The sequence below is a fragment of the Marivita sp. GX14005 genome, from assembly GCF_023370775.1.
Lineage (GTDB): Bacteria > Pseudomonadota > Alphaproteobacteria > Rhodobacterales > Rhodobacteraceae > Marivita.
Genome location: NZ_JAMCCQ010000002.1, coordinates 763,288 through 786,058, shown reverse-complemented (window position 1 = coordinate 786,058; position 22,771 = coordinate 763,288). Strand labels below are relative to the sequence as shown.

The window sequence follows — 22,771 nt, the reverse complement described above, 5'->3', positions numbered from 1 at the left end:
GGGTGGTGCTTCGCCGATCCGCCCCGCCGGGGGGCGCTGCCCCCCGGACCCCCCGAGATATTTTCGAAACAGAGAAGCAGGGGCGCGGTCTTGCATGAAAAAACCCTCTGACAATCCCGCCGATCCGTTCAAGAAGGCGTTGGCCGAGGCGACCAAGGTCATGGCCGACGATGCGGATCTGACGGTCAGCTATTCGGTCGATCCGGCGGGGATCTCGGGCGATGCGATGCGCTTGCCGCAGGTCAGCAGGCGGCTCACGCGCGACGAGGTGCTTCTGGCGCGCGGAACCGCCGACGCGATGGCGATGTATCGGCGCTATCACGATGCGGGCACCCATGCGCGCTATGCGCCGCCGGGCGATATCGCGCGCGAGCTTTACGAGGCGATGGAGACCGCACGGTGCGAGGCGATGGGCGCGCGCGACATGCCCGGCACGGCGGGCAATATCGACGCCAAGATCGGGCACGATGCGCAGCGGCGCGGTTACGATCAGATCACGGATGCCTCCGATGCGCCGCTGGCCATGGCGGCGGGATACCTGGTGCGGCACTTGGCGACGGGGCGCGATCTGCCCGAAGGCGCGAAGAACGTCATGAACCTCTGGCGCGGGTTCATCGAGGATCAGGCCGGCGGCAAGCTGGAGGATGTTCAGGACGTTCTGTCCGACCAGGCGGCCTTTGCACGGTTTGCCCGCTCGGTCATCACCGATCTGGGCTATGGCGATCAGCTTGGCGACGATCCGGATGATCTGGATGACGAGGCCGAGGACGAGGCGGAGGATGGCGGCGAGGATCCGCAGGAGCCCGACAGCACCGGACAGGACGAGGAGGACGATCAGGACGCCGAGGCCAGCCCCGAAAGCAGCCAGGAACAGACGCAGGATCCCAGCCAGGCCCAGGTCTCCATGGACGAGATGGACGATCAGGAGATGGGCGAGGAGACCGAGGTGCCCGAGGGCGAGGCGCCGCTCGAGCCGCCGCCCCCGCCTGCCGTGTCGGAGGCCGATCCCGATTACACCGTCTTCGATTCGAGCCATGACGAGGAGATCCGCGCCGAGGAGCTGGCCGAGCCGGTCGAGCTGGAGCGATTGCGCGCCTATCTCGACCAGCAGTTGGAGCCGCTGAAGGGCGCGGTGAGCCGTCTGGCCAACAAGCTTCAACGCCGGCTTCAGGCGCAGCAGAACCGGTCTTGGGAGTTCGATCTGGAGGAGGGGATCCTCGATGCCGGGCGCTTGGCGCGCGTGGTGGCGAACCCGACCACACCGCTGAGCTTCAAGGTCGAGAAGGATACCGAGTTCCGCGATACGGTGGTGACGCTGCTGCTCGACAATTCGGGATCGATGCGCGGCCGGCCGATCTCGATCGCCGCGATCTGCGCCGATATTCTCGCGCGCACGCTGGAGCGCTGCTCGGTCAAGGTCGAGATCCTCGGCTTTACCACCAAGGCGTGGAAGGGCGGCCAGGCGCGGGAGAAGTGGCTGAACGAGGGGCGACCTCAACAGCCCGGCCGACTCAACGATCTGCGGCATATCATCTACAAGAGCGCCGACGCGCCCTGGCGGCGCACGCGCGACAATCTGGGCCTCATGATGAAAGAGGGGCTGCTCAAGGAGAATATCGACGGCGAGGCGCTGGAATGGGCGCATCGGCGGATGGCGCATCGCGCAGAGGCGCGCAAGATCCTGATGGTGATTTCGGACGGTGCGCCGGTGGATGACAGCACTTTGTCGGTCAACCCCGCGAATTATCTGGAAAAGCACCTGCGCGACGTGATCGCGATGATCGAACGGCGCCGGCAGGTCGAATTGCTCGCCATCGGGATCGGGCATGACGTGACCCGGTACTACGACCGGGCGGTGACGATCACCGATGTGGAGCAGCTGGCCGGTGCGATGACCGAGCAGCTTGCGTCGCTCTTCGACAGCGATCCGAGGGCGCGCGCGCGGGTGATGGGGATCAAGCGGGCGATGTGAGCGCCCGGCCCCTGCGGGGGTTTGAGTATTTATAAAGAGAAGAAGGCACGGGAACCCGGTTTCCGCGGTGCCTTGCAGTGAGGCTTGCCATGTTTCAGAGTTTCAGCGAAACCGCCCGGCCCGAGCAGGGGCCGCCGCGCCTTGCGGCTCTGCGCGAGGAGATGGAGCGTGAAGGGCTGGACGGTTATATCATCCCGCGCGCGGATGTGCATCAGGGCGAATATGTCGCCGCGCGCGACGAGCGGCTCGCTTGGTTGACCGGGTTCACCGGGTCTGCGGGCCATTGCGTCGTGCTTCGGGACGAGGCCGGGGTTTTCGTTGACGGGCGCTATCGCACGCAGGTGCGCGATCAGGTGGCCGACCTGTTCACGCCGGTCGATTGGCCGGAGGTCTCGCTTGGGGCCTGGATTGCCGAGCATGCCCCGGACGGAAGCAGCATCGGGTTCGATCCGGCGCTGGTGACGCTGTCGCAATATCGCACGTTGCAGGAGGAGGTCGGCACGATCGGTTTGCGGCGCGTGGACAACCTTGTCGATCGCATCTGGCAGGATCGGCCCGCGCGCCCCGCGGAGCCGGCATTCGTGCAGCCGCCGGAATTGACCGGTGAGCGGCACGAGGAAAAGATCGCCCGGCTCGCCGGGGAGTTGGGTCAGGCCACCTGCGCGGTCCTGACGGCGCCGGACAGTATTTGCTGGCTGCTCAACATTCGCGGCGGTGACCTGCCGCGCACGCCTTTCGTTCAGAGTTTCGCCCTGCTCTACGCCTCGGGGGAGGTCGATCTTTTCGTCGATGAAGCGAAAATCGAGGGGATTCGAGATCACCTTGGCCCAAAGGTGCGGGTGTTGCCGGTAGAGGGGTTCCGCGCCGGTTTGACGACATTGACGGGGCCGGTGCGGGTCGATCCGGCGGGCTGTCCGCTGTTTGTGGTCGATACATTGACCGCAGAGGGGATCGAAACGGTGGAAGGGCGCGATCCCTGCGCCTTGCCGAAGGCGCGCAAGACCGAGGCGGAGCTTGCCGGCGCGCGGGCCGCGCATCTGCGCGACGGGGCGGCGATGGTGCGGTTTCTGTGCTGGCTCGACGCGCAACCGCTCGGCAGCGTGACCGAGATCGACGTGGTCCGGCGGCTCGAGGCCGAGCGCGCGGCAACCGGGGAGTTGCGCGATATCAGTTTCGATACCATCGCGGGCGCCGGGCCACATGGCGCCATCGTGCATTACCGGGTGACGCAACGCACTGACCGAAAGGTGGACACTGGGCTGCTGCTTGTCGATAGCGGCGGGCAATATGTCGATGGCACGACCGATATCACTCGCACGGTGCAGATCGGCGATGCCGGTGCGGAGGAGCGGCGCGCCTTCACGCTCGTGCTCAAGGGTCTGATCGCCCTGTCGCGGCTTCGCTGGCCGAAAGGTCTGGCCGGGCGTGATCTCGATGCGCTGGCGCGGGCCGCGCTTTGGGAACACGGGATGGATTACGCCCATGGCACGGGCCATGGTGTCGGGTCGTTCCTGAGCGTGCATGAAGGACCGCAGCGGCTTGCCCGGACGGGCGAGGTTGCGCTCGATCCGGGGATGATCCTGTCGGTCGAGCCGGGGTTCTACAAGCCGGGCGCTTTCGGGGTGCGGATCGAGAATCTCGTGGCGGTGCGCCCTGCCCCGCGCCTGCCGGAGCAAACGGTGCCCGAGATGTTGTCTTTCGAAACTCTGACCTATACTCCCATCGACACGAGGTTAATCGATGTCGCGCTGTTGAGCGCGGCGGAGCGCGACTGGCTCAACGCGTATCATACGCAGGTTCTGGACCGGATCGGCCCGCTGGTCGGGGGTGATGAGGCGACGTGGCTGCGCCGGGTCTGTGCGGCGATCTGAACGGAGCGGGCCGGACAGAAACATCATCGAGGGGAACGAAGGATGAATGACAGGATCGAGATCACGCAAGCCGCGGGAACTTGGGTCGTGCGCGCTGGCGGCGCTGTGATCGCGGAAAGCCGGAACGCGGTGAAACTGAGCGAGGGCGATCTGAAACCGGTTGTCTATTTTCCGAAGGCCGATGTGGCCATGGCGTTTCTCGATGCGTCGGAGCATCGGACGACCTGCCCGCTCAAGGGGGAGGCGCGGTATTACGATATCGTGTCGAAAAGCACGGTGCTGCAAAACGCTGTCTGGAGTTACGAGGCGCCGAAGCCCGAGGCGGCCGGCATTGCCGGGATGCTGGCTTTCGATGCCGATGGCGTAGCGGTGGAGCAGGTCTGAGGCGCTTGATGCGCTGACGCATCAAACCGTTTGCGGGGGCGCAAACGGGCGCGCGATCAGCGGTGCTCTTCCTCCGCAGTCGCGGCCAGCGCGCAGTTGTAGGCCTTGAGCGCATCGACATGAAAGAGCGCGCCGAGCAGGACCGGCTTTTCCGCCTCTTCGTCGAGCCGAACCACCGGCAGGAAGGCCACACCCGATTTGTCGAGCAGCGGCAGCGCGGTTTCCAGCGTGGCTTGCGCCTGGACGTAAAGCCCCTGCTCGATCATCGTCAGACAGGTTTCCTCGTCGGCGGCGTTGGGCGCATCGGGTTTGCGCATCACGCCCTGAACGCGGAACATGGCCAGCAGATAGGCTTGCGGGCCGGCCGACAGACGCACGCGGCGGCGTTCGAGTTGCGTCAGGAAGAAGGACCGATCCACAAGGCGCGCCGAAACGGTCGTCGACATGGAGACCGACACCATCACCGCCAGCCCGGTCTGCCAGTCCCCTGTCAGTTCGAAGACGATCAGCGTCGTGGAGATCGGCGCCCCCAGAACGGCGGCAGCGACCGCGCCCATGCCGGCGAGCGCGTAAAGCGTGGCGCTGCCGGAATTCTCCGGGAATAGCCCTGTCGCGACGAGGCCGAAAGCGAGCCCGGTCAGCGCGCCGACCATGAGCGAGGGCGAGAATACCCCGCCGCCCATCCGCCCGCCGAGCGTGATCGCCACGGCGGCGACCTTGAGCATGGCGAAGACCACGGCTTCGTGCCAAAGCAGCGCGCCGGTCAGGGCACGCGAGGTCGTCTCATAGCCCACGCCGATGATATGCGGAAACCAGACCGCCAGCGCGCCCAGAAGCACCCCCGCCAAGGCCGGGCGCAGCAGAAGCGGCAAGGACAGACGCCGCTGCATGTCCGTGCCGAAATCCTCGGCGACAAACACCGCGCGCATCATCGCCACGGCAACGAGGCCGCAAACCAGCCCCAGGAGGAAAAAGGCCGGCAATTCGAGATAGAACTCGACCGTCGTCGTGCCGGCGAGCGAAAACTCGGTGACATCGCCGAACATCAGGCGATTGATGACAGTGCCGGCCGCGCTGGCAACCACAATGGGCGCGAAAGCATGCACCGAGAAGTGGCGCAAGATGACTTCCAGCGCGAAAAGCGCCCCGGCGATGGGGGCGTTGAAACTGGCCGAGACCGCGGCGGCGACCGCGCAGCCCAGCAAGTCGCGCCCGGTCACGCCATCGGCGCGGATCGTGTCGGACACCCACGAGGAAATCAGCGCCGCGATATGCACCACGGGGCCTTCGCGCCCCGAACTGCCGCCCGTAGACAGCGTGATCCAGGAGCAAATGGCGGAGGCGATCCCCGCCTTGCTTTCGACGCGCCCATCATTGAGCGCGGCACCCTCGATGACGTCGGCAACCGCGCGCACCCGACCGTCGGGGGTGAAGTAATGGATGATGATCCCCACCGCCAGCCCGCCCAGTGTGGGGATCGCGAGCAACATCCACCAAGGCAGGTTTTCGGCATAGCTGTGGATCGTCGTCACGCTTGGCGTGCCATATGCGATGGTCTGCAACGCGGTGATCGCGAGGCGGAAGAGCGTGGCCGCGGCGCCTGCGGCGATGCCGATCATCAGCGCGATGAGCCAGAACTGGAATTGCGACGGCCCCTTGCGGCGCAGAACGTCCCAACCGCGCGCGGCCTGGCGGCGCAGGGAAAGCCACTGGTCCCGCAAGATCTGCGACATGCCGGGCGGTCCTTCGAAAAACCAATCGTTTCTCAAGGCTTACCCGAAGCGCCCTATGGCTCCAAGGAGGATCTACCCCGCGAGCAGTGCGCGCGCGGCTGCGCGGGCTTCCTCGGTGATGGTGTCGCCCGAGAGCATCCGCGCGATCTCGCCCTCGCGGGCGGGCGCATCGAGCGGCACGACGGTCGACAGGGTCTGGTCCTGCGCGATGCGTTTTTCCACGCGCCAGTGATGCGCGCCGAGCGCCGCGACCTGCGGCGAGTGGGTGACGACGAGCACCTGCCCGTCCCGCGCCAGCGCGGCGAGCCGCCGGCCCACCGCATCGGCGGTCGCGCCGCCGACGCCGCGGTCGATCTCGTCGAAGATCATGGTGATCCCGGCGTCGCGGCGTTCCGACAGGCAAACCTTGAGCGCCAGCAGGAAGCGGCTGAGTTCACCGCCCGAGGCGATCTTGCCGATGGGGCCAGCCGGTGCGCCGGGATTCGGAGCGACGGCGAAGGCCACGCTGTCGCGCCCGTCCGGGCCGGGTTGGCCATCCGCGATCTCGGTGACGAACACGGCGCGTTCCATCTTGAGCGGCGCCAGTTCCGCACAGACCGCCTTGTCGAGCCGCCCGGCGGCTTCAACTCGGCTTTGATGCAGCGCCTCGGCCGCCTCGTCATAGGTCGCCTCGAGCGCACGCAGCGTGGCTTGCAGATCGCTCATCCGGTCCGCCCCCTGATCGAGCGCATCGAGCCTGCCGCGCAACTCATCGGCCAGACCGGCAAGATCGTCGGGCGCGACACTGTGCTTGCGCGCCAGACCGCGCAGCGCAAAAAGCCGCTCTTCGGTCGCTTCCAGCTCTGACGGATCGAATTCCAGCGCATCGAGACAATCGGCAACGCCGCGCGTTGCCTCGTCAAGCTCCGCCATCGCGCGCGCGAGCGCGCCCAGCGGCGCGTCGAGCCGCCCGTCCGCGCCATCGCTCGCCCCTTCGAGCCAGCGCAACGCATCGCCCATCGCGCCTTCCGCGCCGTCGAGTCCCATTGCCTGCGCCGCGCGGGCGATATCCTCGCGAATTCGCTCCGCCCCTTGCATCATGCGGCGGCGCGCGTCGAGTTCGGCATCCTCGCCCGGCTCGGGGGAAAGCTTGTCCAATTCGGCGACGGCGTGGCGCAGGAATTCCTCTTCCGCCTGCGCGGCGGTGTAGGCCGCTTCGGCGTCCTGCACGGCCTTGCGACCGCTCGACAGGGCGCGCCAAGCCGAACGTGTCTCGGCAAGCAACCCGTCATGGCCGGCGAATTCATCCAGAAGCGCGCGATGGCCCTTGGGATCGAGCAGGCCGCGATCGTCATGCTGGCCGTGCAGCTCAACCAGCGTTTCGGACAGCGCGCGCAGCATCTCGCCACTTGCCCGGCGGTCATTGATCCAGCCGGTCTTGCGCCCCTCGGCGGAGTTGACGCGTCGCAGGATCAATTCATCGCTATCGGGGAAGCCGCCCTCGGTCAGAACGCGGCGGGCCGCGTGGCCGGCGGGCAGATCGAACACGGCCGTCACCTCACCCTGCGCCGCGCCGCTGCGCACCAGTTCGGCCCGCCCGCGCCAGCCCAGCACGAAGCCGAGAGAATCGAGCAGGATCGACTTACCTGCGCCGGTTTCCCCGGTCAGCACGTTGAGGCCCGGCTGGAATTCGAGCTCCAGCCGGTCGATGATAAGCATGTCCCTGATATCAAGCGTGCGCAGCATAGAACGCAGGACGGGCGGCGGCGCCCGCCCCCCTTACAACCACTCGCCCCGGACCATCTGACGATAGACCTGCGCCAGCCAGTTGTCGCCCGTCGCCCGAAGCTCCAGCCCCTGCCCCGTCAGCAGCGCGTAGCTGTCCTGATACCATTCAGTCGAGCGGTAGTTATAGCCGAGGATCGCGCCTGCGGTCTGCGCCTCTGCCGTCAGGCCGAGCGATAGGTAGGCTTCGACGAGACGGTGCAGCGCCTCCGCGGTATGGGTCGTGGTCTGGAAATCCTCCACCACAACGCGAAAACGGTTGATCGCCGCCGGGTAATGATCGCGGCGCAGGTAATAGCGTCCGATCTCCATTTCCTTGGCAGCCAGATGATCGTAAGCCAGATCGAATTTCAGCACGGCGGAGCGCGCATATTCGCTGTCCGGGTAGCGTTCGATCACCGTGCGCAAGGCTTGCAGCGCCTGGAAGGTCAGCCCCTGATCGCGGCCCACTTCCTCGATCTGATCATAGTAGCTGAGCGCGAGAAGATATTGCGCATAGGCCGCATCCTCATCCGCCGGGTAGAAATCGATGTAGCGCTGCGCCGCGCCCCGGCTGCTCTCGTAGTCTTCATGCTGGTGATAGGCATAGGCCTGCATGATGAGCGCGCGCTTGGCCCATTCCGAATAGGGATAGAGCCGTTCGACCTCGGAAAAGTAGAAGGCCGCATCCTTGGGATCCTTGCGCTCCAGCTCGAATTCGCCGCGTTCGTAGATCTGTTCGGCGGTGAAATTCTCGATCGGCACGCCGCCGGGGCCGAAGCCCGGACGCTCCCCGTCGCCGCACGCCGCAAGCGTTGCCGCCAGAAGCGCCGCTCCGATCACAGCTTTCGCGTATCTGCCCGCTGCCATGCCCGTCACCTATCCAAAACCGCCGCGGCTATTGATGCCACTTGTTCGCTCCGGTCCTAGCACAGAAAATCGGGAGGCAAAACGCCTTTGCACAGCAAACCCGCCCCGATCCCGCCGCACGGTTCATGCGACGGCGGCAGGCACCTCTGCCATATCGACACCGGCACCCGGCAAGCGCGCCGCGAGCGCCAGATCGCAATCGCGGACGCGGTAGGCGCCCTTCGTCGCAAAAACCTCGCGCAGGAGCATGTTCGTCAGGGTATGTCCTGCCTTGTGGCCTTCGTAATGGCCGAGGATCGGCGCCCCCGCCAGTGCCAGATCGCCGAGCGCGTCGAGCATCTTGTGCCGAACGGCCTCATCCGCGTGGCGCAGACCGCCGGGCGTCAGCACCCGGTCGTCATCGACGACGACGGCGTTTTCCATCGTCCCGCCAAGCGCCTTTCCGGCGGCGCGCATCGCGTCCACATCCGAGGCGCGGCAGAAGGTGCGGCTGTCGCACAGCTCGCGCACGAAAGTGCCATTGCGCAGATCGAGCGACTTGCTTTGCCGTCCGATCGCTCGGGCTTCGAAATCGATGTGGAACTCCATCGTCAGCCCCGGCCCCGGCGCAAGCCGCGCCCAGCCTTGTGCAGTATGCACCTCGACCGTGCTCAGGATCTCGATCACCCGGATCGGGGCGGAAAGGCGCGTCACACCGGCGGCCATGATCCGGCGCACGAAAGGCGCGGCGCTGCCATCGAGCACCGGCACTTCCGGGCCATCGACCCGAACCAGCGCGTTGTGGACCCCGCAGCCCGCGAGCGCTGCCATCACATGCTCGATGGTCGATACCGAAAGGCCGGCCTCGTTCACGATCATCGTGCAGAGCGGCGAATGATGGGCCCGATCCCAAAGCGCCGGAATCCGCGCGTTGCCAAGGCGAATGTCGCTGCGTTCGAAGACGATGCCATGATCGGCCGGGGCCGGGCATATGGTCATCGTCACCGGGCGCCCGGTGTGCAGACCGGTGCCTTGAAACTGGACGGCGGATTGAACGGTTGTCTGCAAAAGACCCTCTGCGGTTACGGGATCGCTTTTGTCGGACCCGTTTCGCAGAGGGTGTATCAAACCGCCCGGAGCGGCCTCAAATCAAAGATTGTAACGGGCTGAAACACGGCTCGGCACGCCATGAGCGGAATCCTGCCTATCCTATCAAGCTGTTGTTCCCAAAAAGAAAACGCCCCCGAAACCGAGGGCGTCTTGCAAGCGATTAAACGCTGTTTCAGTTGGCTTGTCGCCGCAGGAAGGCCGGGATTTCGATCCGTTCCTGATCCTCGTCCGCCTCGGGTTCCGGCGCCGGAGCAGGTGCCGCGCGCGATTGCATTGGAGGCTGCGCGGTCCGGCGCACCTGGCCTTCGGCGCCGTGCTGATGGCCGGTCATCCGGTTGATGAGCGAATTGATTCCGAAGCGCGGCCGCTCGCTGTCGGCCGGCTCGGGCTCGACCTGCGGCGCACGGGCTGCGCCGGGCGCAGGGCGCGCACGGGAAGCTGCCGCCTGCAGACGCGCCAGCGTTTCGGCGCTCGGTGTGCCGGGGGCCGGTGCGCGCGGGGCGACGAACTGTTCGGGATCGGCCTCGATGCTGTCCTGGCGCGGGCTGAACTCGGCGACCTGCGGCTGATAAGCCGGCATTGGCAGACCATCGTCGTCAACGGCGTCCTGCTGTTGATATTGCGGCTCGTCGCGGTCGAAGATGGTCTCCATCTGCTCTTCAGCGGCAGCGCGCTCGGTCTCGGCTCGCTCGAAGAGCGACGGCTCTTCCGCCGCCTCGGCGACCCGCGCGGTGGCGGGCTGCGGCATCGGCTCCTCGCGCTCGGTCCGCGCCTGCTCCTCGACCTTGACGGTTTGGGTCAGCGGGGTTGCCAGCGAACGGCGCGGCACCGGGATTTCGGTGTTCACATCGGTCGCATCGATGCCGGTGGCTACGACGCTGACGCGCATCCGGCCTTCCATGCCGTCGTCAAGCGTCGAGCCGACGATGATGTTGGCGTCGCTATCCACTTCCTCGCGGATGCGGTTCGCAGCCTCGTCCAGCTCGAACAGGGTCAGATCGTGCCCGCCGGTGATGTTGATGAGAACGCCCTTCGCGCCGCGCAGGCTGATCTCGTCGAGCAGCGGGTTGGCGATGGCCTTCTCGGCGGCCTGGATCGCGCGATCCTCGCCATCGGCCTCGCCGGTGCCCATCATCGCCTTGCCCATCTCGTCCATGACGGCGCGCACATCGGCGAAATCGAGGTTGATAAGACCGGGACGCACCATCAGGTCGGTCACGCCCTTCACGCCCTGATAGAGCACGTCATCGGCCATCGAGAAGGCTTCGGTGAATGTGGTTTTTTCATTCGCCAGACGGAAGAGGTTCTGGTTGGGGATGATGATAAGCGTATCGACGACTTTCTGCAGCGCCTCCACGCCGTCTTCGGCCTGCTGCATCCGCTTGCCGCCTTCGAACTGGAACGGCTTGGTGACCACGCCGACCGTCAGCACGCCCAATTCCCGCGCCGCCTGCGCGATGATCGGCGCCGCGCCGGTGCCGGTGCCGCCGCCCATGCCTGCGGTGATAAAGCACATATGCGCGCCCGCCAGGTGATCGACGATCTGTTCGATGCTCTCCTCGGCCGCCGCTGCCCCCACGGAGGCGCGCGCACCTGCGCCCAACCCTTCGGTCACCTTCACGCCAAGCTGGATCCGGCTTTGCGACTGGCTTTGCTGGAGCGCCTGCGCATCGGTATTCGCTACGACGAAATCGACACCATCCAGCGCCTTTTCGATCATGTTGTTCACCGCGTTGCCACCGGCCCCGCCGACACCGAACACGGTGATACGGGGTTTCAGTTCTTCGTGTCCGGGCACCGAAAGGTTCAAAGTCATTTTCCAATCCGCCTGCTGTTTTCGCCCCGTTCGAGGCATTTCCTGCGCCAATTTCGGCCAGTATTACCGATCTGACACAGCAACGTCACGAAAAAAACGCGGTTTGACCACCAAATATAGGCCGTTTCGCGCGATTTTTCGCGGAATTTCGCCAAAACACCGAGATGTTGCGGCGCGCGGCCCGCATAGCACTAGAAACACCGACAGGCCGCCCGTAGGCGCTTTGGGTGATTCACGGTCAATTTGACTCTGCTCTGCCATGCCGGCGCTGCGGCCGATCTTTTGATGAATGCTACCACAGCCCGCGCGACGGTTCCACCCCGTGCGTGATCGGCGTTTCCAAGCCCTCGCCTTCGACGCGCAGTGGCGCGGAACCGATTAATCGCAGAGGCGTTTCTCCATCGATCTCAAATTTACGTGAAAGGATTTCATCATGCCGGATGTCAGAACAACAACGGCCTACACGCCCGAGGCGCGGCTCGATCTCGGGGGGCGTGCCTCATGGGGTGCGATCCTGGCCGGGACGGTGGTCGGACTTGCCGTCTTCGCGATGCTGGCCCTTCTGGGCGCAGGGCTGGGGTTCGCGGCGATCGAGGTGGATTCGACCGATCCGCTGGGCGCGGTGCCGACAGCCTCGCCGATCTGGATGTTCCTCAGTCAACTCGTCGCACTTGGTGCGGGCGGTTATGTTGCCGGGCGGCTCGCCGGTGTGCTGCACGGGATCGGCGCGATCCTGCACGGCGCCGTTGTCTGGGGGCTGTCTACCCTGCTCGCCGCGTGGCTCGCCGTGAGCGCGAGCGTGGGGCTCTTCAACATGGCCGGCTCGGCGATCAGCATGGCGGGCTCCGCCGTCTCGACGACTGCATCGGCAACAGCGGATGCCGTCGATGCCGCAATTCCCGACGATGTAAATCTGCCCGACCTCGCGGTCAGCGAAATCGGTCTTGAAGACCTGCCCGATCCCGTCGCCGCGCGCTTGCGCGAAGCGGGCATCACGCCGCAGAACTTCCAGGATGAAGCGCAGGAGGCGTTCCGCAACGTGATCAGCCGCTCCGAACAGGCGCGTGCGCGCAACCTCGTGCGCAACGCGGCGACCGATATTCTGCAGAACCCCGCCAACGCACAGGATCGGCTGCAACAGCTCGGCGACGCTCTGGTCGGCGGCGAGAACGCCGTGCTGAACGACCAAGACCGCGAGGAAGCCATACGCGTGATGCAGCGCCGTCTCGATCTGACGCCGCAGGAAGCATCGAATTATGTCGATCAGGTTGAAGCGGAACTCGAACGCCTGCGCGGCGAAATGCAGGCCTCGCTCGACATGGCGCAACAGGCTTTCGAAGACGCTCAGGCCGCTGCCGTCGATGCCGCCGATGAGGCGGCCGACAGTATCGCGACCGCTGCGCTTCTTGCCGCGCTCGCCTCGCTGATCGGTCTCGCGGCTGCGGCAGGTGGTGCCTTCCTCGGCCGTCCGGTCGATCTCGACTGATCCTCCGGGTCTCCGCAAAACCGCAAATCCCCGCCAGTCCGGCGGGGATTTGTCATGCGTCGACTGCTGCTATCACCAGTTGTCGCGGAACCATTTGACCGCGCGTTTGAGCGAACGGGCCGGATAACGATCCACCGGGATCTCGAAATCCCACCATTCATCCTGCGGATGCGCCGCGAAGAGGCAAAGCCCCACCGCGCTGGCAAAGCCCGGCCCGGTGGCGGCCTGCGGCAAGCCGTGCACCCGCATGGGTCGGCCGAGCCGCACCTGCTGGCCGAGGATCTTGCTCGCCAACCCGTCAAGACCGGGGATCTGGCTCGCGCCGCCGGTCAGCACGATCTGCTGGCTCGGCAGATGTTCGAACCCCGCCACGTCGAGCCGCGCGCGCACCTCTTCGAGGATTTCCTCGACGCGCGGGCGCATGATACCGATCAGTTCGGCGCGGCTGACGGTGCGGCGGTCGTGGTGCCAATCGCCGGTATCGCCGCCGATCTCGATCATGTCGCGATCGTCCATGCCGGTGGCGACAACGCCGCCGTGGAATGTCTTGATCCGTTCGGCGACCGCCATCGGCACTTGCAGACCCATGGAAATATCGCCCGTCACATGATCGCCGCCCATGCGCACCGCATCTGCAAAGATCATGTGTTTCTTCATGAAGATCGAAATGCCGGTCGCCCCGCCGCCCATGTCGATACAGGCCGCGCCCAGTTCCTGCTCGTCCTCGACCAGTGCCGAAACGCCGGATACATAGGCCGAGCTTGCGATGCCGGCAAGTTCGAGATCGCAGCGCTTCATGCAATGGGCCAGGTTCTGCACCGCCATCGCATCGACCGTCAGCATATGCATGTCGGTGGCCAGTTCCTGCCCGATCTGACCGCGCGGATCGATCAGCCCCGAGCGGTGATCGAGCGCAAAATTCACAGGCTGGGCGTGAAGCACCTCGCGCCCGTGGCCGAAATCGGGCACGTCGCAGGCCGACAGCACCCGCGCCACGTCCTGCTCATCCACCGTGGTGCCCGCAACCTCGACCTTGCCGGCCAGCCCATAGCTGCGCGGGTCGGCGCCCGCGAAACAGGCGATGACGTGATCGACCCGAATCTGCGCCATCTTCTGCGCCGCCTGCACCGCCGTGCGGATGGCGCGTTCGGTTTCCGTCATCGCCTCGATCTCGCCAAAGCGCACGCCGCGCGAGCGGGTGGTCGCCGCGCCGATCACGCGGAAGCCCGATTGTCCGGCCAGAGAACCGATCCCTTCGCTTTCGAGCCCCCGGTCGGTGCCGTCGAAGCGCAGGACAAGGCAGCCGATCTTCGAGCTGCCAATGTCGAGGATTGCGATCACCCCCCGCTGCATCGCCGCGCGGCGCATGTTGCGCATCGCCCGTTGAGACTCGTAAAGCTCGATCATTCCAATGGCTCCCCTGCCTCTATCGCGCGGATGCGCAGCAATTCCTGCACCGCGCCGTCTGTCATTCTGAGTGTCGGACGCTCCGCCAGCCGTAGATCGACGGCCAGCAAGTCGCGTTCCAGAAGATCGACCGCCTGATCCATCGCGATCACGCGCTCCAGCGCGCGGGCCGCGTCCGTTTCGGGCAGAAGGATGCGCTGGTCGCGATCCAGCACCACGTCCCAACGCCGCTCGCCCATCCGCACGAAACCGCGCAAACGCGGCGCCAGAGGGCCGGCGGCGGCGGCCAGACCCAGCGCTTCCTCGACCCGTGCCTGCGCGCCATCGCCGACGATGAGCGGCAAATCCGGCCAGTCGGCGCGCAGGAAGGCCGGGCCGACCAGCACACCCTCTTCATCGAGAAGCTGCAAACCCCGGTCATTGCGCCACAGCACCGCCGGGATGCGTTCGGTCACATCGATCTGCAGCACATTGCCCTGCCGCACATAAAGCCGCGCCGATTTCACCGGATCGAGCGCCACCACTTCCTCGCGCATCCGCTCCAGATCGAGATCGAAGGAGCTGATCGGAAATTCGAGCGGCAGGATCTCGCGAATGCCCTGCGCCACCAATTCGCTCGCGCCATCGACGACCATCATGTTGACCATGAATTCGGGGCGGCTTTCGACCTGCGCGCGCAGATCGGCGAAACCGTCGATCACCATGCGCCTGTTCTCATCGACCGAGAGCCACCAGCTCGCTGCCGCGAAGGTCAGAAGGCAAGGCAACCCGAAGCGCAGCGCGAGGCGGAAGAGCGGCGTCAGCATCAGCCGCTCCATCCGGTATTTCAGCCGCGAGGGCGCGGGATCGGGGCGCGGGCTCATCTGCGGCATGACGCATCCTCGATCATCCAGCGGCACAATGCGCCGAAGCTCATACCCGCATGCGCCGCCTGTTCGGGCGTCAGCGATGTCGGCGTCATGCCCGGCTGCGTGTTGGTCTCCAGCAGGATCAAACCGTCCAGCCCGCGCGACTCGTCCCATCGGAAATCGGTGCGCGTGACGCCCCGGCAGCCAAGCGCCTCATGCGCGCGCAGCGCGTAATCTAGGCAGGCAACCGTGATCTCGTCCGGGATATCGGCGGGCACGACATGGCGCGAGCCGCCGGGTGCGTATTTCGCGTCGTAATCATACCAGCCGTCGGTCAGGATATCGGTCACGCCCAATGCCCGGTCGCCCACCACCGTCGTCGTCAGTTCCCGCCCCGGCGCGAAGGCTTCGACCATGACGGTTTGCGGCATTTCCGCACCGAGCGCCGGCGGCGCGTTCGCGCTCTCATGCACCAGATACACCCCGACCGAAGAGCCTTCGTCGAACGGCTTGACGACATAGGGCGGGGCCATCACATGCCGCGCCCGAACCTCGTCGCGCGGGGCCAGAAGGCTGTCCACAACGGGCAATCCGCGCTCGCGGTAGACGGCTTTCGTGCGCTCCTTGTCCATCGCAAGGGCCGAGGCCAGAACGCCCGAATGGGTATAGGGCAGGCCCATCCATTCGAGCAGACCCTGAACGCAGCCATCCTCGCCCCAGCGGCCATGCAGCGCGTTGAACACGACATCGGGGGAAAGAGCGCATAGCACCTGCGCAAGATCACGGCCCGCATCGACGGTGTGAACCTCAAAGCCTTCGTCCCGCAAAGCGGCCGCGCATTCGCGCCCGGAGGACAGGGACACCTCGCGCTCCGCCGAGAGCCCCCCCATCAACACTGCCACTTTGGGGCCTGCCGTGCCAGACATACCCAAAACGCCTCAAATCACGGGGATTTTCCCCGCTTCTGCCCCGGGGCCATGCCCCTTGTTCTAATATGTGCAAGCTGCCCGCTGCACGCCTCAAATCCGCGAGGGTTCATCCCTCGTCCGGAGCGCCCGGTTCGCCGATGCGCTTGATTTCCCACTCTAACTCTATTCCAGAGTGCAAGAAAACCTTTTTTCTCACCTCTTCGCCCAAACCTTCGAGATCGGCCGCGCTGGCATCGCCGGTATTGACCAGGAAATTCGGATGTTTCGGCGACATCTGCGCCCCGCCCCGCCGCGCGCCGCGCAGCCCGGCCTCGTCGATCACTTTCCACGCCTTGAGATCATGCACATCATCCGGCGCCCCGGTCGAGGAGAACCCGGCCGGGTTGCGGAATGTGCTGCCGGCCGTGCGGTCGTTGGTGGGTTGCGTCGCATCGCGCTTGGCCAATTGCTCCGCCATCCGTGCGTCAAGCGTGTCCGGATCGCCGGCGGGCGCGTTGAACACGGCCTCTACGATCACGGCGCCTTCGGGCAGGCGGCTCGAGCGGTAGGACAGGTGAAGATCCGCCGCCGGGATCGTCACGAGATCGCCGGTCCGCGTGATGGCGCGGATTTCGACAAGGCGGTCCGCAACATAGGTTCCGTAGCACCCCGCATTCATCGCGACCGCGCCGCCGATGGCGCCGGGAATGGTGCGCAGGAAGGTCAGATCGCGCCCCACATCCGCCGCCTTGCGGGCCACATGCGCATCGAGCGCCGCCGCGCCCGCGGTGACGCGCGCGCCGTCGATTCCGATCCCGTTGAACCCGCGCCCCAGCCGGATCACCACGGCCCGCAAGCCGCCATCACGCACGATCAGGTTCGATCCGACACCCATGGGGAAGACCTCGATCCCGGCGGGCAACTCGCGCAGGAAGGCGCGCAGATCATCGAGATCCGCCGGTTGGAACAGCCGGTCCGCCGGGCCGCCGACACGCAGCCATGTCAGATCGGCGAGCGGTTTGTCGGCGGTAAGGCGACCGCGCGGTTGGGGAAGCTGTGTCATGCGGCGCTTGTGCCGAAAGCCCGCGCGCGGGTAAAGCCCCCTATCGCACCGAGCGGCGCAGGACCCAGGCCAGAAGATAACGCAGTGGCCATCGGAACACGGAACAGATCGCCGCAGTGAGCAGCAGGCCGATCCAGATCCCGTCGCTGAGATAGACCCAGACCAGGATCGGCGCGCCGAGCATCATCAGCAGATAGGCGCGGCGCCAGTGGTTGTCGCGCGACGGGATCGCGGCGAGGATCGCGGCAAGGACGATCCAGCAGAAGGCGGCGCTCAGCGAATGGCTCATATCCTGAATGTTCCGTCTGGTTCCGGCATGCCCGAGACAACCCTACCTTTCCGACGAAAAAAGGACGCGATCGGGGAAGTCTCGTGGCATGTTTCCGTCCACGGAAACATCTCGATGCGTCAACGCATCGAGACCCGTCGTCCGCCGCTCAGGACACGTTTTCGTCTATTGTAGCAAGTCGATGCGCCCGCGCAGCAACCTTCCGCGCGTTCAACCGTTCGGGAAGCGCGTTCGCCCAGGTCGAAATCGTGCCGGCGCCAAGGCAGACCACCATATCGCCCGGCACCGCCTCATCGCGCACCAGCCGTTCCAGATCGTCCTCGGACAGCAGCGCGCGCGCGTGACGATGGCCGTGGCGGACCAGCCCCGCAACCAGATCGTCGCGCGAGGCTCCCTCGATGGGCGCTTCGCCGGCGGCGAAGACCTCGGCTATGGCAACCACATCCGCCTCGTTGAAACAGGCGCAGAAATCGTCGAACAGGCTGGCCAGCCGCGAGTAGCGGTGCGGCTGATGCACCGCAATCACCCGCCCTTCGGACGCCTGCCGCGCGGCCTTGAGGACAGCGGCGATTTCAACCGGGTGATGGCCGTAATCGTCGATGATGGTAACGCCATTCCAATCGCCGACATGCGTGAATCGCCGGTTGACGCCGCCGAACTGCGCGAGCGCGGTGCGGATCTCGGATTTCTTCATCCCCAGATGCCGCGCCACGGCCACGGCGGCGAGCGCGTTCGATACGTTGTGATCGCCCGGCATCGGCAGCGAGCAGCCCTCGATCATGTCATCTTCGGCCTGCAGCGCGATATCGAACCGCGCCACGCCCTTTTCATAGCGCAGGTTCACCGCGCGTAGATCGGCCTGCGCGTTGAATCCGTAGGTGACGATGCGCCGGTCGGTCACACGGCCGACCAGACGCTGCACTTCCTCGTGATCGGTGCAGCAGACCGCGATGCCGTAGAACGGGATGTTCGAGACGAAATCCTGGAATCCGTCGCGCAGCCGTTCGAAATCGCCCCAATGCTCCATGTGCTCGGGATCGATATTGGTCACGATCCCGATGGTCGCGGGCAAGCGGTTGAAGGAGCCGTCGCTCTCATCGGCCTCGACCACCATCCATTCGCCCTGCCCCATCCGCGCGTTGGAGCCGTAGGCATGGATGATGCCACCGTTGATGACCGTCGGATCGAAGCCGCCCGCGACCATGAGTTCCGCCATCATCGTCGTTGTCGTCGTCTTGCCATGCGTTCCGGCCACTGCGATGTTCGATTTGAGCCGCATCAGCTCGGCCAGCATGTCGGCACGGCGCACGACCGGCAGGCCGCGCCTGCGCGCCTCATCGAGTTCCGGGTTGCCCGGCTTGATCGCGGTGGACACGACAACGACTTCCGCGCCATCGAGGTTTTCGGCCCGCTGGCCTTCGAAAACCTGCACGCCGAGACCTGCCAGCCGGTCGGTGATCTTGCTGGCCTTCAGGTCCGAGCCCTGCACCGTGTAACCGAGCGTCACCAGAACCTCGGCAATGCCGGACATGCCGATGCCCCCGATGCCGACGAAATGGATCGCGCCGATATCGACGGGAAGTTTGGTGGCGGCGTTCATTCGGCCCCTCCTTCATGGGTCTGGGAGATCTGTGTCTGTCCGGCCAGCGTCTCGACGAGCCCCGCCAGATCGAGCGCCGCATCCGGCCTTGAGGCGCGCAGCGCGGCGAGGCTCATCTGGAGCGCGCCTTCGGGATTTTGCAGGACGGCGAGGATTTGCTCGGTGAGGCTTTCGACATTAAGCATGGATTCAGGAACGCGGATGGCCGCGCCGGCCTCCACCAGCGCGCGCGCGTTGGCGCTCTGGTGATCCCCGGTTGCAGCGGCGTATGGGATCAGGATCGAGGGCCGACCGATGACGGAAATATCGGCCACGCTCGATGCGCCCGAACGAGAGATGACAAGCTGCGCTTCGGACATGCGCGCGGGGATATCGTTGAAGAAGGGTAGCACCTCGGCATTCACGTCATGTTCGGCGTAGAAACCCGCGACGCGCTCTGCATCCTCCTCGCGCGCCTGTTGGCTGACGCGCAGATGGCGCACGATCTCGAGCGGCAGCGCGGCGATCGCGGGCGGCACCACATCCGACAGGATCCGCGCGCCCTGGCTGCCGCCGATCACCAGCACCGACATCGGGTACTCGCCCGGCGAGATATAGGCCGCACCGGCGCGATCATGGACGGCGCGGCGGACAGGGTTGCCGACATGCACCGCCTCCACTCCTTCGGGAAGATCGGTCGGCCAGGTGCCACAGGCCACGCAATCGACCCGCTTGGCGAAGATCGCGTTGACCCGGCCCAGAACGCCGTTCTGTTCATGGATCATGCGCGGTATCTTGAGCAGCGTCGCCGCGCCCAGCGCCGGGATCGAGGGATAGCCGCCGAACCCGACCACCACATCCGGCTTGTCGCGCATCATCCGCGACGCCATCGCCGCGACGCCCCCCGCCACGCGAAAGGGCACCGCCGCTCTGGCGAGCACGTTGCCGCGCGCGAAGGTGGCGCTGGAGACCTCTTCGATCTCGATGGAATGGGGAAAACCGCCGGTATAGCGCGCGCCACGCGCGTCGGTCGATAGTTTCACCCGCCAGCCCCGCCGAAGCAGCACCTCGGCAAGCGCCTGCGCGGGAAACATATGCCCGCCGGTGCCCCCGGCGGCGATCACCAGATAGGGTTGTGTCATGCCTGCCCGATCCTTCCTTGCGCCGCACATGCGGCAACCGGGCCGAATGTGTCAACACATTCGCCCCGATGCACCCGGCAAACGGCCCTAGCGCAAGCGGCCGCGCAAGATATCGCCGATCTCGCCCTGCGGGCGCGTGCGGGTAAAGGCCAGCAGCATGCCCACCGCGATGCCTCCCGCGATCAGCGAGGAGCCGCCATAGCTCACGAAGGGCAGCGTCATGCCCTTGGCTGGCAGAAGCCGGACCGCAACGCCCATGTTGATCATCGCCTGCACGCCGAACATCGCGGCAAGCCCGGTGCCGGCCAGCCGGATGAACGGATCCCGCTCGCGCATCAGCCGCAGGAGCGAGCGCACGACGATCACCGTGTAGAGCGCGATCACCATCAGCACCAGTGCCAGTCCGTATTCCTCAGCGGCGACGGCGATGATGAAATCCGTATGCGCGTCGGGCAGCGACCATTTCACCTGACCCTCGCCCACGCCGACACCCAGAAAGCCCCCTTCGCGGATGGCGTTCGTTGCGTATCCGAGCTGCGTCGTGGGATCGACCTCGGGGCTGAGGAAGCCGTCGATCCGGCGCGCGAAATGCTCGGAGTTCTGATAGGCCACGGTTCCGAAGAACACGACCGCCCCGGCCATGCCGAGAAGGAGCAGCATCGGCGCGCCGGCGACGAAATACATCACGCCCCAGCCAAAGAGCACGAGGCAGGCCTGTCCGAAATCGGGCTGCAGCGCCAGCATGAGCACGATGCTCACCGTCAACGCAAAAGACAGCGTCTTGCCCGGCGGGCCGCCCAGATCCTGGCTTGCGGCGAGAAGCCACGCCGCGACGATCACGAAGGCCGGTTTGAGAAATTCCGATGGCTGGACCGAGGCGAAACCCAGCGAATACCAGCGCACCGCGCCCTTGCCGAAATCGGTGCCGAAGAACGGCAGCAGCGCCAGCGCCACGAAGGCGGCGAGAAAGCCGAGCACCGCCATGCGGCGCACCAGCACGGGACCGAGCATCGAGACGAAGAACATCGCGGCGATCGCCATGCCGCCGAAGACCGCTTGCCGCTGCACGTAATGGAAGGGCGCGAAGCCGTTGCGCTCTGCCAGCGGGGGCGATGCCGCGAGGCCCAGAAGGATGCCGATGCCGAACAGGATCAGGATGCAGGACAGCGACCATTTGTCGACCGTCCGCCACCATTTCGGCAAAACAGGTTCGCCAACCCGCGCGGGAACCGCGCCATAGACCATTTCCGTCATGGTATCACCGCTTTGTCTGCCTCGAACGCCCGTGTTTTCCGGGTCTTGCCGGAAGGCTAGCCGATTTTCTGCATGCAAGCCAGTGGAATGATCCGCCGCCTTGCAAAATGACTCTATCCGTGATCGGTGCGGCGGATGGAACTCCAGACGCTGATCCTCGGAGCCGGAGCCGCCGGCATGATGTGCGCGGCCCATGCCGGGCCGGGAACGCTGGTGATCGATCACGCCGGATCGCCGGGCGAGAAGATCCGCATCTCGGGCGGCGGGCGATGCAATTTCACCAACATGCACACCGAACCCGGCTGCTTTCTCGGCACCAACCCGCATTTCCACAAATCCGCCCTCAGCCGCTATACGCAATGGGATTTTCTCGATCTCGTGGACCGTCACCGGATCGCGTGGCACGAAAAGACGCTGGGCCAGCTCTTCTGCGACGGCAAGGCAACCCAGATCGTCGACATGCTGCGCGGCGAAATGGCCCGCGCGGGCGCCCAGCTTTGGTTGCAGACGTCGCTGGCCGCGCTTGACCATGACGGGGCGCGGTTCACCATGATGCTGGACCGGGACGGACAGCGCCGCATCGTGACGGCGCGCAATCTGGTGCTGGCGACAGGCGGCAAATCCATTCCCAAGATGGGCGCGACGGGGCTTGCTTATGATATCGCGCGCCGTTTCGGCCATGCCGTCACGGACACGCGCCCGGCGCTCGTGCCGCTGACCTTCACCGACAAGCGTTTCGCACCGCTCTCAGGCGTGGCCACGCCGGTCGCGGCCAGCGCGGGCGGTGCGCGGTTCGAAGAGGCGATGCTTTTCACCCATCGCGGGCTCAGCGGCCCGGCGATCCTTCAGGTATCGAGCTACTGGCGCGAAGGCGATCCGATCAGCGTCGATCTGCTGCCCGGCATCGATCTGGGCGACCGCCTGCGCGGACTGCGCAAGACGCACGGCAAACGCAACGTGACCACCGGGCTGGCCGAGATGCTCCCCGAGCGGCTCGTCGATCATCTTGCGGAAGAGCTGCCGCTGCACGGCAATCTCGGCGATCTGGCGGACCGGCGCATAGACGCCATCGCCGCACGGATCAAGGACTGGACGCTGACACCCACCGGCAGCGAAGGCTACCGCACCGCCGAAGTGACGCTGGGCGGGATCGCATCCGACCGGATCGACAGCCGCACGATGATGTCCCGCGATGTGCCGGGGCTCTTCGTGATCGGCGAGGCTGTGGATGTCACGGGTTGGCTCGGCGGCTACAATTTCCAATGGGCCTGGAGTTCGGGCGTCGCTGCCGGACAGGCCGCCGCCGCGCGGGCTTGA

General features: G+C 65.8%; 18 protein-coding genes. 5 read left to right on the top strand and 13 right to left on the bottom strand.

Going from position 1 to position 22,771, the window contains the following annotated elements; genetic code table 11:
• Nucleotides 1-94: 94 nt before the first annotated feature.
• The 3 genes from cobT to M3465_RS10110 all read left to right on the top strand — a co-directional run bounded on the left by cobT (nt 95) and on the right by M3465_RS10110 (nt 4,227).
• Nucleotides 95-1,972: a cobaltochelatase subunit CobT gene (gene cobT / locus M3465_RS10120; protein WP_249501599.1), complete on the top strand. Its 1,878-nt coding sequence runs from the start codon at nt 95-97 to the stop codon at nt 1,970-1,972.
• Between the two features lie 89 nt (nt 1,973-2,061).
• Nucleotides 2,062-3,843 (top strand): aminopeptidase P family protein, encoded by a 1,782-nt coding sequence (locus M3465_RS10115; RefSeq protein ID WP_249501598.1) that lies wholly within the window; start codon nt 2,062-2,064, stop codon nt 3,841-3,843.
• A gap of 42 nt (nt 3,844-3,885) precedes the next feature.
• A complete protein-coding gene (locus M3465_RS10110) occupies nt 3,886-4,227 on the top strand; it encodes a DUF427 domain-containing protein (RefSeq protein WP_249501597.1) in 342 nt (113 codons plus the stop codon).
• A gap of 56 nt (nt 4,228-4,283) precedes the next feature.
• On the opposite strand, the gene M3465_RS10105 is transcribed toward M3465_RS10110, so the two are convergent.
• From M3465_RS10105 to ftsZ, 5 genes are all read right to left on the bottom strand, one after another.
• Entirely contained in the window at nt 4,284-5,960 is a 1,677-nt protein-coding gene (locus tag M3465_RS10105; protein ID WP_249501596.1) for a chloride channel protein, read from the bottom strand.
• Between the two features lie 72 nt (nt 5,961-6,032).
• A complete protein-coding gene (gene recN, locus M3465_RS10100; RefSeq protein WP_249501595.1) occupies nt 6,033-7,685 on the bottom strand; it encodes a DNA repair protein RecN in 1,653 nt (550 codons plus the stop codon).
• Between the two features lie 33 nt (nt 7,686-7,718).
• Complete coding sequence (locus tag M3465_RS10095) at nt 7,719-8,573, bottom strand: outer membrane protein assembly factor BamD (RefSeq protein ID WP_249501594.1); 855 nt, start codon at nt 8,571-8,573, stop codon at nt 7,719-7,721.
• A gap of 123 nt (nt 8,574-8,696) precedes the next feature.
• Entirely contained in the window at nt 8,697-9,620 is a 924-nt protein-coding gene (lpxC, locus tag M3465_RS10090; protein ID WP_249501593.1) for a UDP-3-O-acyl-N-acetylglucosamine deacetylase, read from the bottom strand.
• 214 nt (nt 9,621-9,834) lie between these two features.
• The gene (gene ftsZ / locus M3465_RS10085) at nt 9,835-11,478 is read right to left on the bottom strand and encodes a cell division protein FtsZ (protein WP_249501592.1); all 1,644 of its coding nucleotides are present in this window, start codon (nt 11,476-11,478) and stop codon (nt 9,835-9,837) included.
• 433 nt (nt 11,479-11,911) lie between these two features.
• On the opposite strand from ftsZ, the gene M3465_RS10080 reads away from it, so the two are divergent.
• The gene (locus M3465_RS10080; RefSeq protein ID WP_249501591.1) at nt 11,912-12,964 is read left to right on the top strand and encodes a hypothetical protein; all 1,053 of its coding nucleotides are present in this window, start codon (nt 11,912-11,914) and stop codon (nt 12,962-12,964) included.
• Between the two features lie 72 nt (nt 12,965-13,036).
• Here M3465_RS10080 and ftsA read toward each other — a convergent pair whose 3' ends face one another.
• The 8 genes from ftsA to ftsW all read right to left on the bottom strand — a co-directional run bounded on the left by ftsA (nt 13,037) and on the right by ftsW (nt 21,454).
• Entirely contained in the window at nt 13,037-14,371 is a 1,335-nt protein-coding gene (gene ftsA, locus M3465_RS10075; protein ID WP_249501590.1) for a cell division protein FtsA, read from the bottom strand.
• The gene (locus tag M3465_RS10070; protein WP_249501589.1) at nt 14,368-15,243 is read right to left on the bottom strand and encodes a cell division protein FtsQ/DivIB; all 876 of its coding nucleotides are present in this window, start codon (nt 15,241-15,243) and stop codon (nt 14,368-14,370) included. Before M3465_RS10070 ends, ftsA begins: the two co-directional genes overlap by 4 nt.
• Complete coding sequence (locus tag M3465_RS10065) at nt 15,231-16,145, bottom strand: D-alanine--D-alanine ligase (protein WP_249501588.1); 915 nt, start codon at nt 16,143-16,145, stop codon at nt 15,231-15,233. The genes M3465_RS10070 and M3465_RS10065 overlap by 13 nt, the downstream gene beginning before the upstream one ends.
• Nucleotides 16,146-16,254: 109 nt before the next feature.
• A complete protein-coding gene (gene murB, locus M3465_RS10060; RefSeq protein WP_249501587.1) occupies nt 16,255-17,190 on the bottom strand; it encodes a UDP-N-acetylmuramate dehydrogenase in 936 nt (311 codons plus the stop codon).
• 40 nt (nt 17,191-17,230) lie between these two features.
• Nucleotides 17,231-17,479, bottom strand: a complete 249-nt coding sequence (locus M3465_RS10055) for a DUF2484 family protein (protein ID WP_249501586.1) — start codon at nt 17,477-17,479, stop codon at nt 17,231-17,233.
• 148 nt (nt 17,480-17,627) lie between these two features.
• On the bottom strand, nt 17,628-19,079 hold the full coding sequence (gene murC, locus M3465_RS10050; protein ID WP_249501585.1) for a UDP-N-acetylmuramate--L-alanine ligase: 1,452 nt from the start codon (nt 19,077-19,079) through the stop codon (nt 17,628-17,630).
• Nucleotides 19,076-20,200 carry a UDP-N-acetylglucosamine--N-acetylmuramyl-(pentapeptide) pyrophosphoryl-undecaprenol N-acetylglucosamine transferase gene (locus M3465_RS10045; protein WP_249501584.1) on the bottom strand — a complete coding sequence of 375 codons (1,125 nt, stop codon included), beginning with the start codon at nt 20,198-20,200 and terminating at the stop codon, nt 19,076-19,078. The genes murC and M3465_RS10045 overlap by 4 nt, the downstream gene beginning before the upstream one ends.
• 87 nt (nt 20,201-20,287) lie before the next feature.
• Nucleotides 20,288-21,454 carry a putative lipid II flippase FtsW gene (ftsW, locus tag M3465_RS10040; protein ID WP_249501583.1) on the bottom strand — a complete coding sequence of 389 codons (1,167 nt, stop codon included), beginning with the start codon at nt 21,452-21,454 and terminating at the stop codon, nt 20,288-20,290.
• Between the two features lie 135 nt (nt 21,455-21,589).
• On the opposite strand from ftsW, the gene M3465_RS10035 reads away from it, so the two are divergent.
• A complete protein-coding gene (locus tag M3465_RS10035) occupies nt 21,590-22,771 on the top strand; it encodes a BaiN/RdsA family NAD(P)/FAD-dependent oxidoreductase (protein ID WP_249501582.1) in 1,182 nt (393 codons plus the stop codon).

Bases quoted from the DNA above. Each gene is read 5' to 3' on its own strand.
- cobT (WP_249501599.1), top strand. From the start codon at position 95: ATGAAAAAACCCTCTGACAATCCCGCCGATCCGTTCAAGAAGGCGTTG.
- M3465_RS10115 (WP_249501598.1), top strand. From the start codon at position 2,062: ATGTTTCAGAGTTTCAGCGAAACCGCCCGGCCCGAGCAGGGGCCGCCG.
- M3465_RS10110 (WP_249501597.1), top strand. From the start codon at position 3,886: ATGAATGACAGGATCGAGATCACGCAAGCCGCGGGAACTTGGGTCGTG.
- M3465_RS10105 (WP_249501596.1), bottom strand. From the start codon at position 5,960: ATGTCGCAGATCTTGCGGGACCAGTGGCTTTCCCTGCGCCGCCAGGCC.
- recN (WP_249501595.1), bottom strand. From the start codon at position 7,685: ATGCTGCGCACGCTTGATATCAGGGACATGCTTATCATCGACCGGCTG.
- M3465_RS10095 (WP_249501594.1), bottom strand. From the start codon at position 8,573: ATGGCAGCGGGCAGATACGCGAAAGCTGTGATCGGAGCGGCGCTTCTG.
- ftsZ (WP_249501592.1), bottom strand. From the start codon at position 11,478: ATGACTTTGAACCTTTCGGTGCCCGGACACGAAGAACTGAAACCCCGT.
- M3465_RS10080 (WP_249501591.1), top strand. From the start codon at position 11,912: ATGCCGGATGTCAGAACAACAACGGCCTACACGCCCGAGGCGCGGCTC.
- ftsA (WP_249501590.1), bottom strand. From the start codon at position 14,371: ATGATCGAGCTTTACGAGTCTCAACGGGCGATGCGCAACATGCGCCGC.
- M3465_RS10070 (WP_249501589.1), bottom strand. From the start codon at position 15,243: ATGCCGCAGATGAGCCCGCGCCCCGATCCCGCGCCCTCGCGGCTGAAA.
- M3465_RS10065 (WP_249501588.1), bottom strand. From the start codon at position 16,145: ATGTCTGGCACGGCAGGCCCCAAAGTGGCAGTGTTGATGGGGGGGCTC.
- murB (WP_249501587.1), bottom strand. From the start codon at position 17,190: ATGACACAGCTTCCCCAACCGCGCGGTCGCCTTACCGCCGACAAACCG.
- M3465_RS10055 (WP_249501586.1), bottom strand. From the start codon at position 17,479: ATGAGCCATTCGCTGAGCGCCGCCTTCTGCTGGATCGTCCTTGCCGCG.
- murC (WP_249501585.1), bottom strand. From the start codon at position 19,079: ATGAACGCCGCCACCAAACTTCCCGTCGATATCGGCGCGATCCATTTC.
- M3465_RS10045 (WP_249501584.1), bottom strand. From the start codon at position 20,200: ATGACACAACCCTATCTGGTGATCGCCGCCGGGGGCACCGGCGGGCAT.
- ftsW (WP_249501583.1), bottom strand. From the start codon at position 21,454: ATGACGGAAATGGTCTATGGCGCGGTTCCCGCGCGGGTTGGCGAACCT.
- M3465_RS10035 (WP_249501582.1), top strand. From the start codon at position 21,590: ATGGAACTCCAGACGCTGATCCTCGGAGCCGGAGCCGCCGGCATGATG.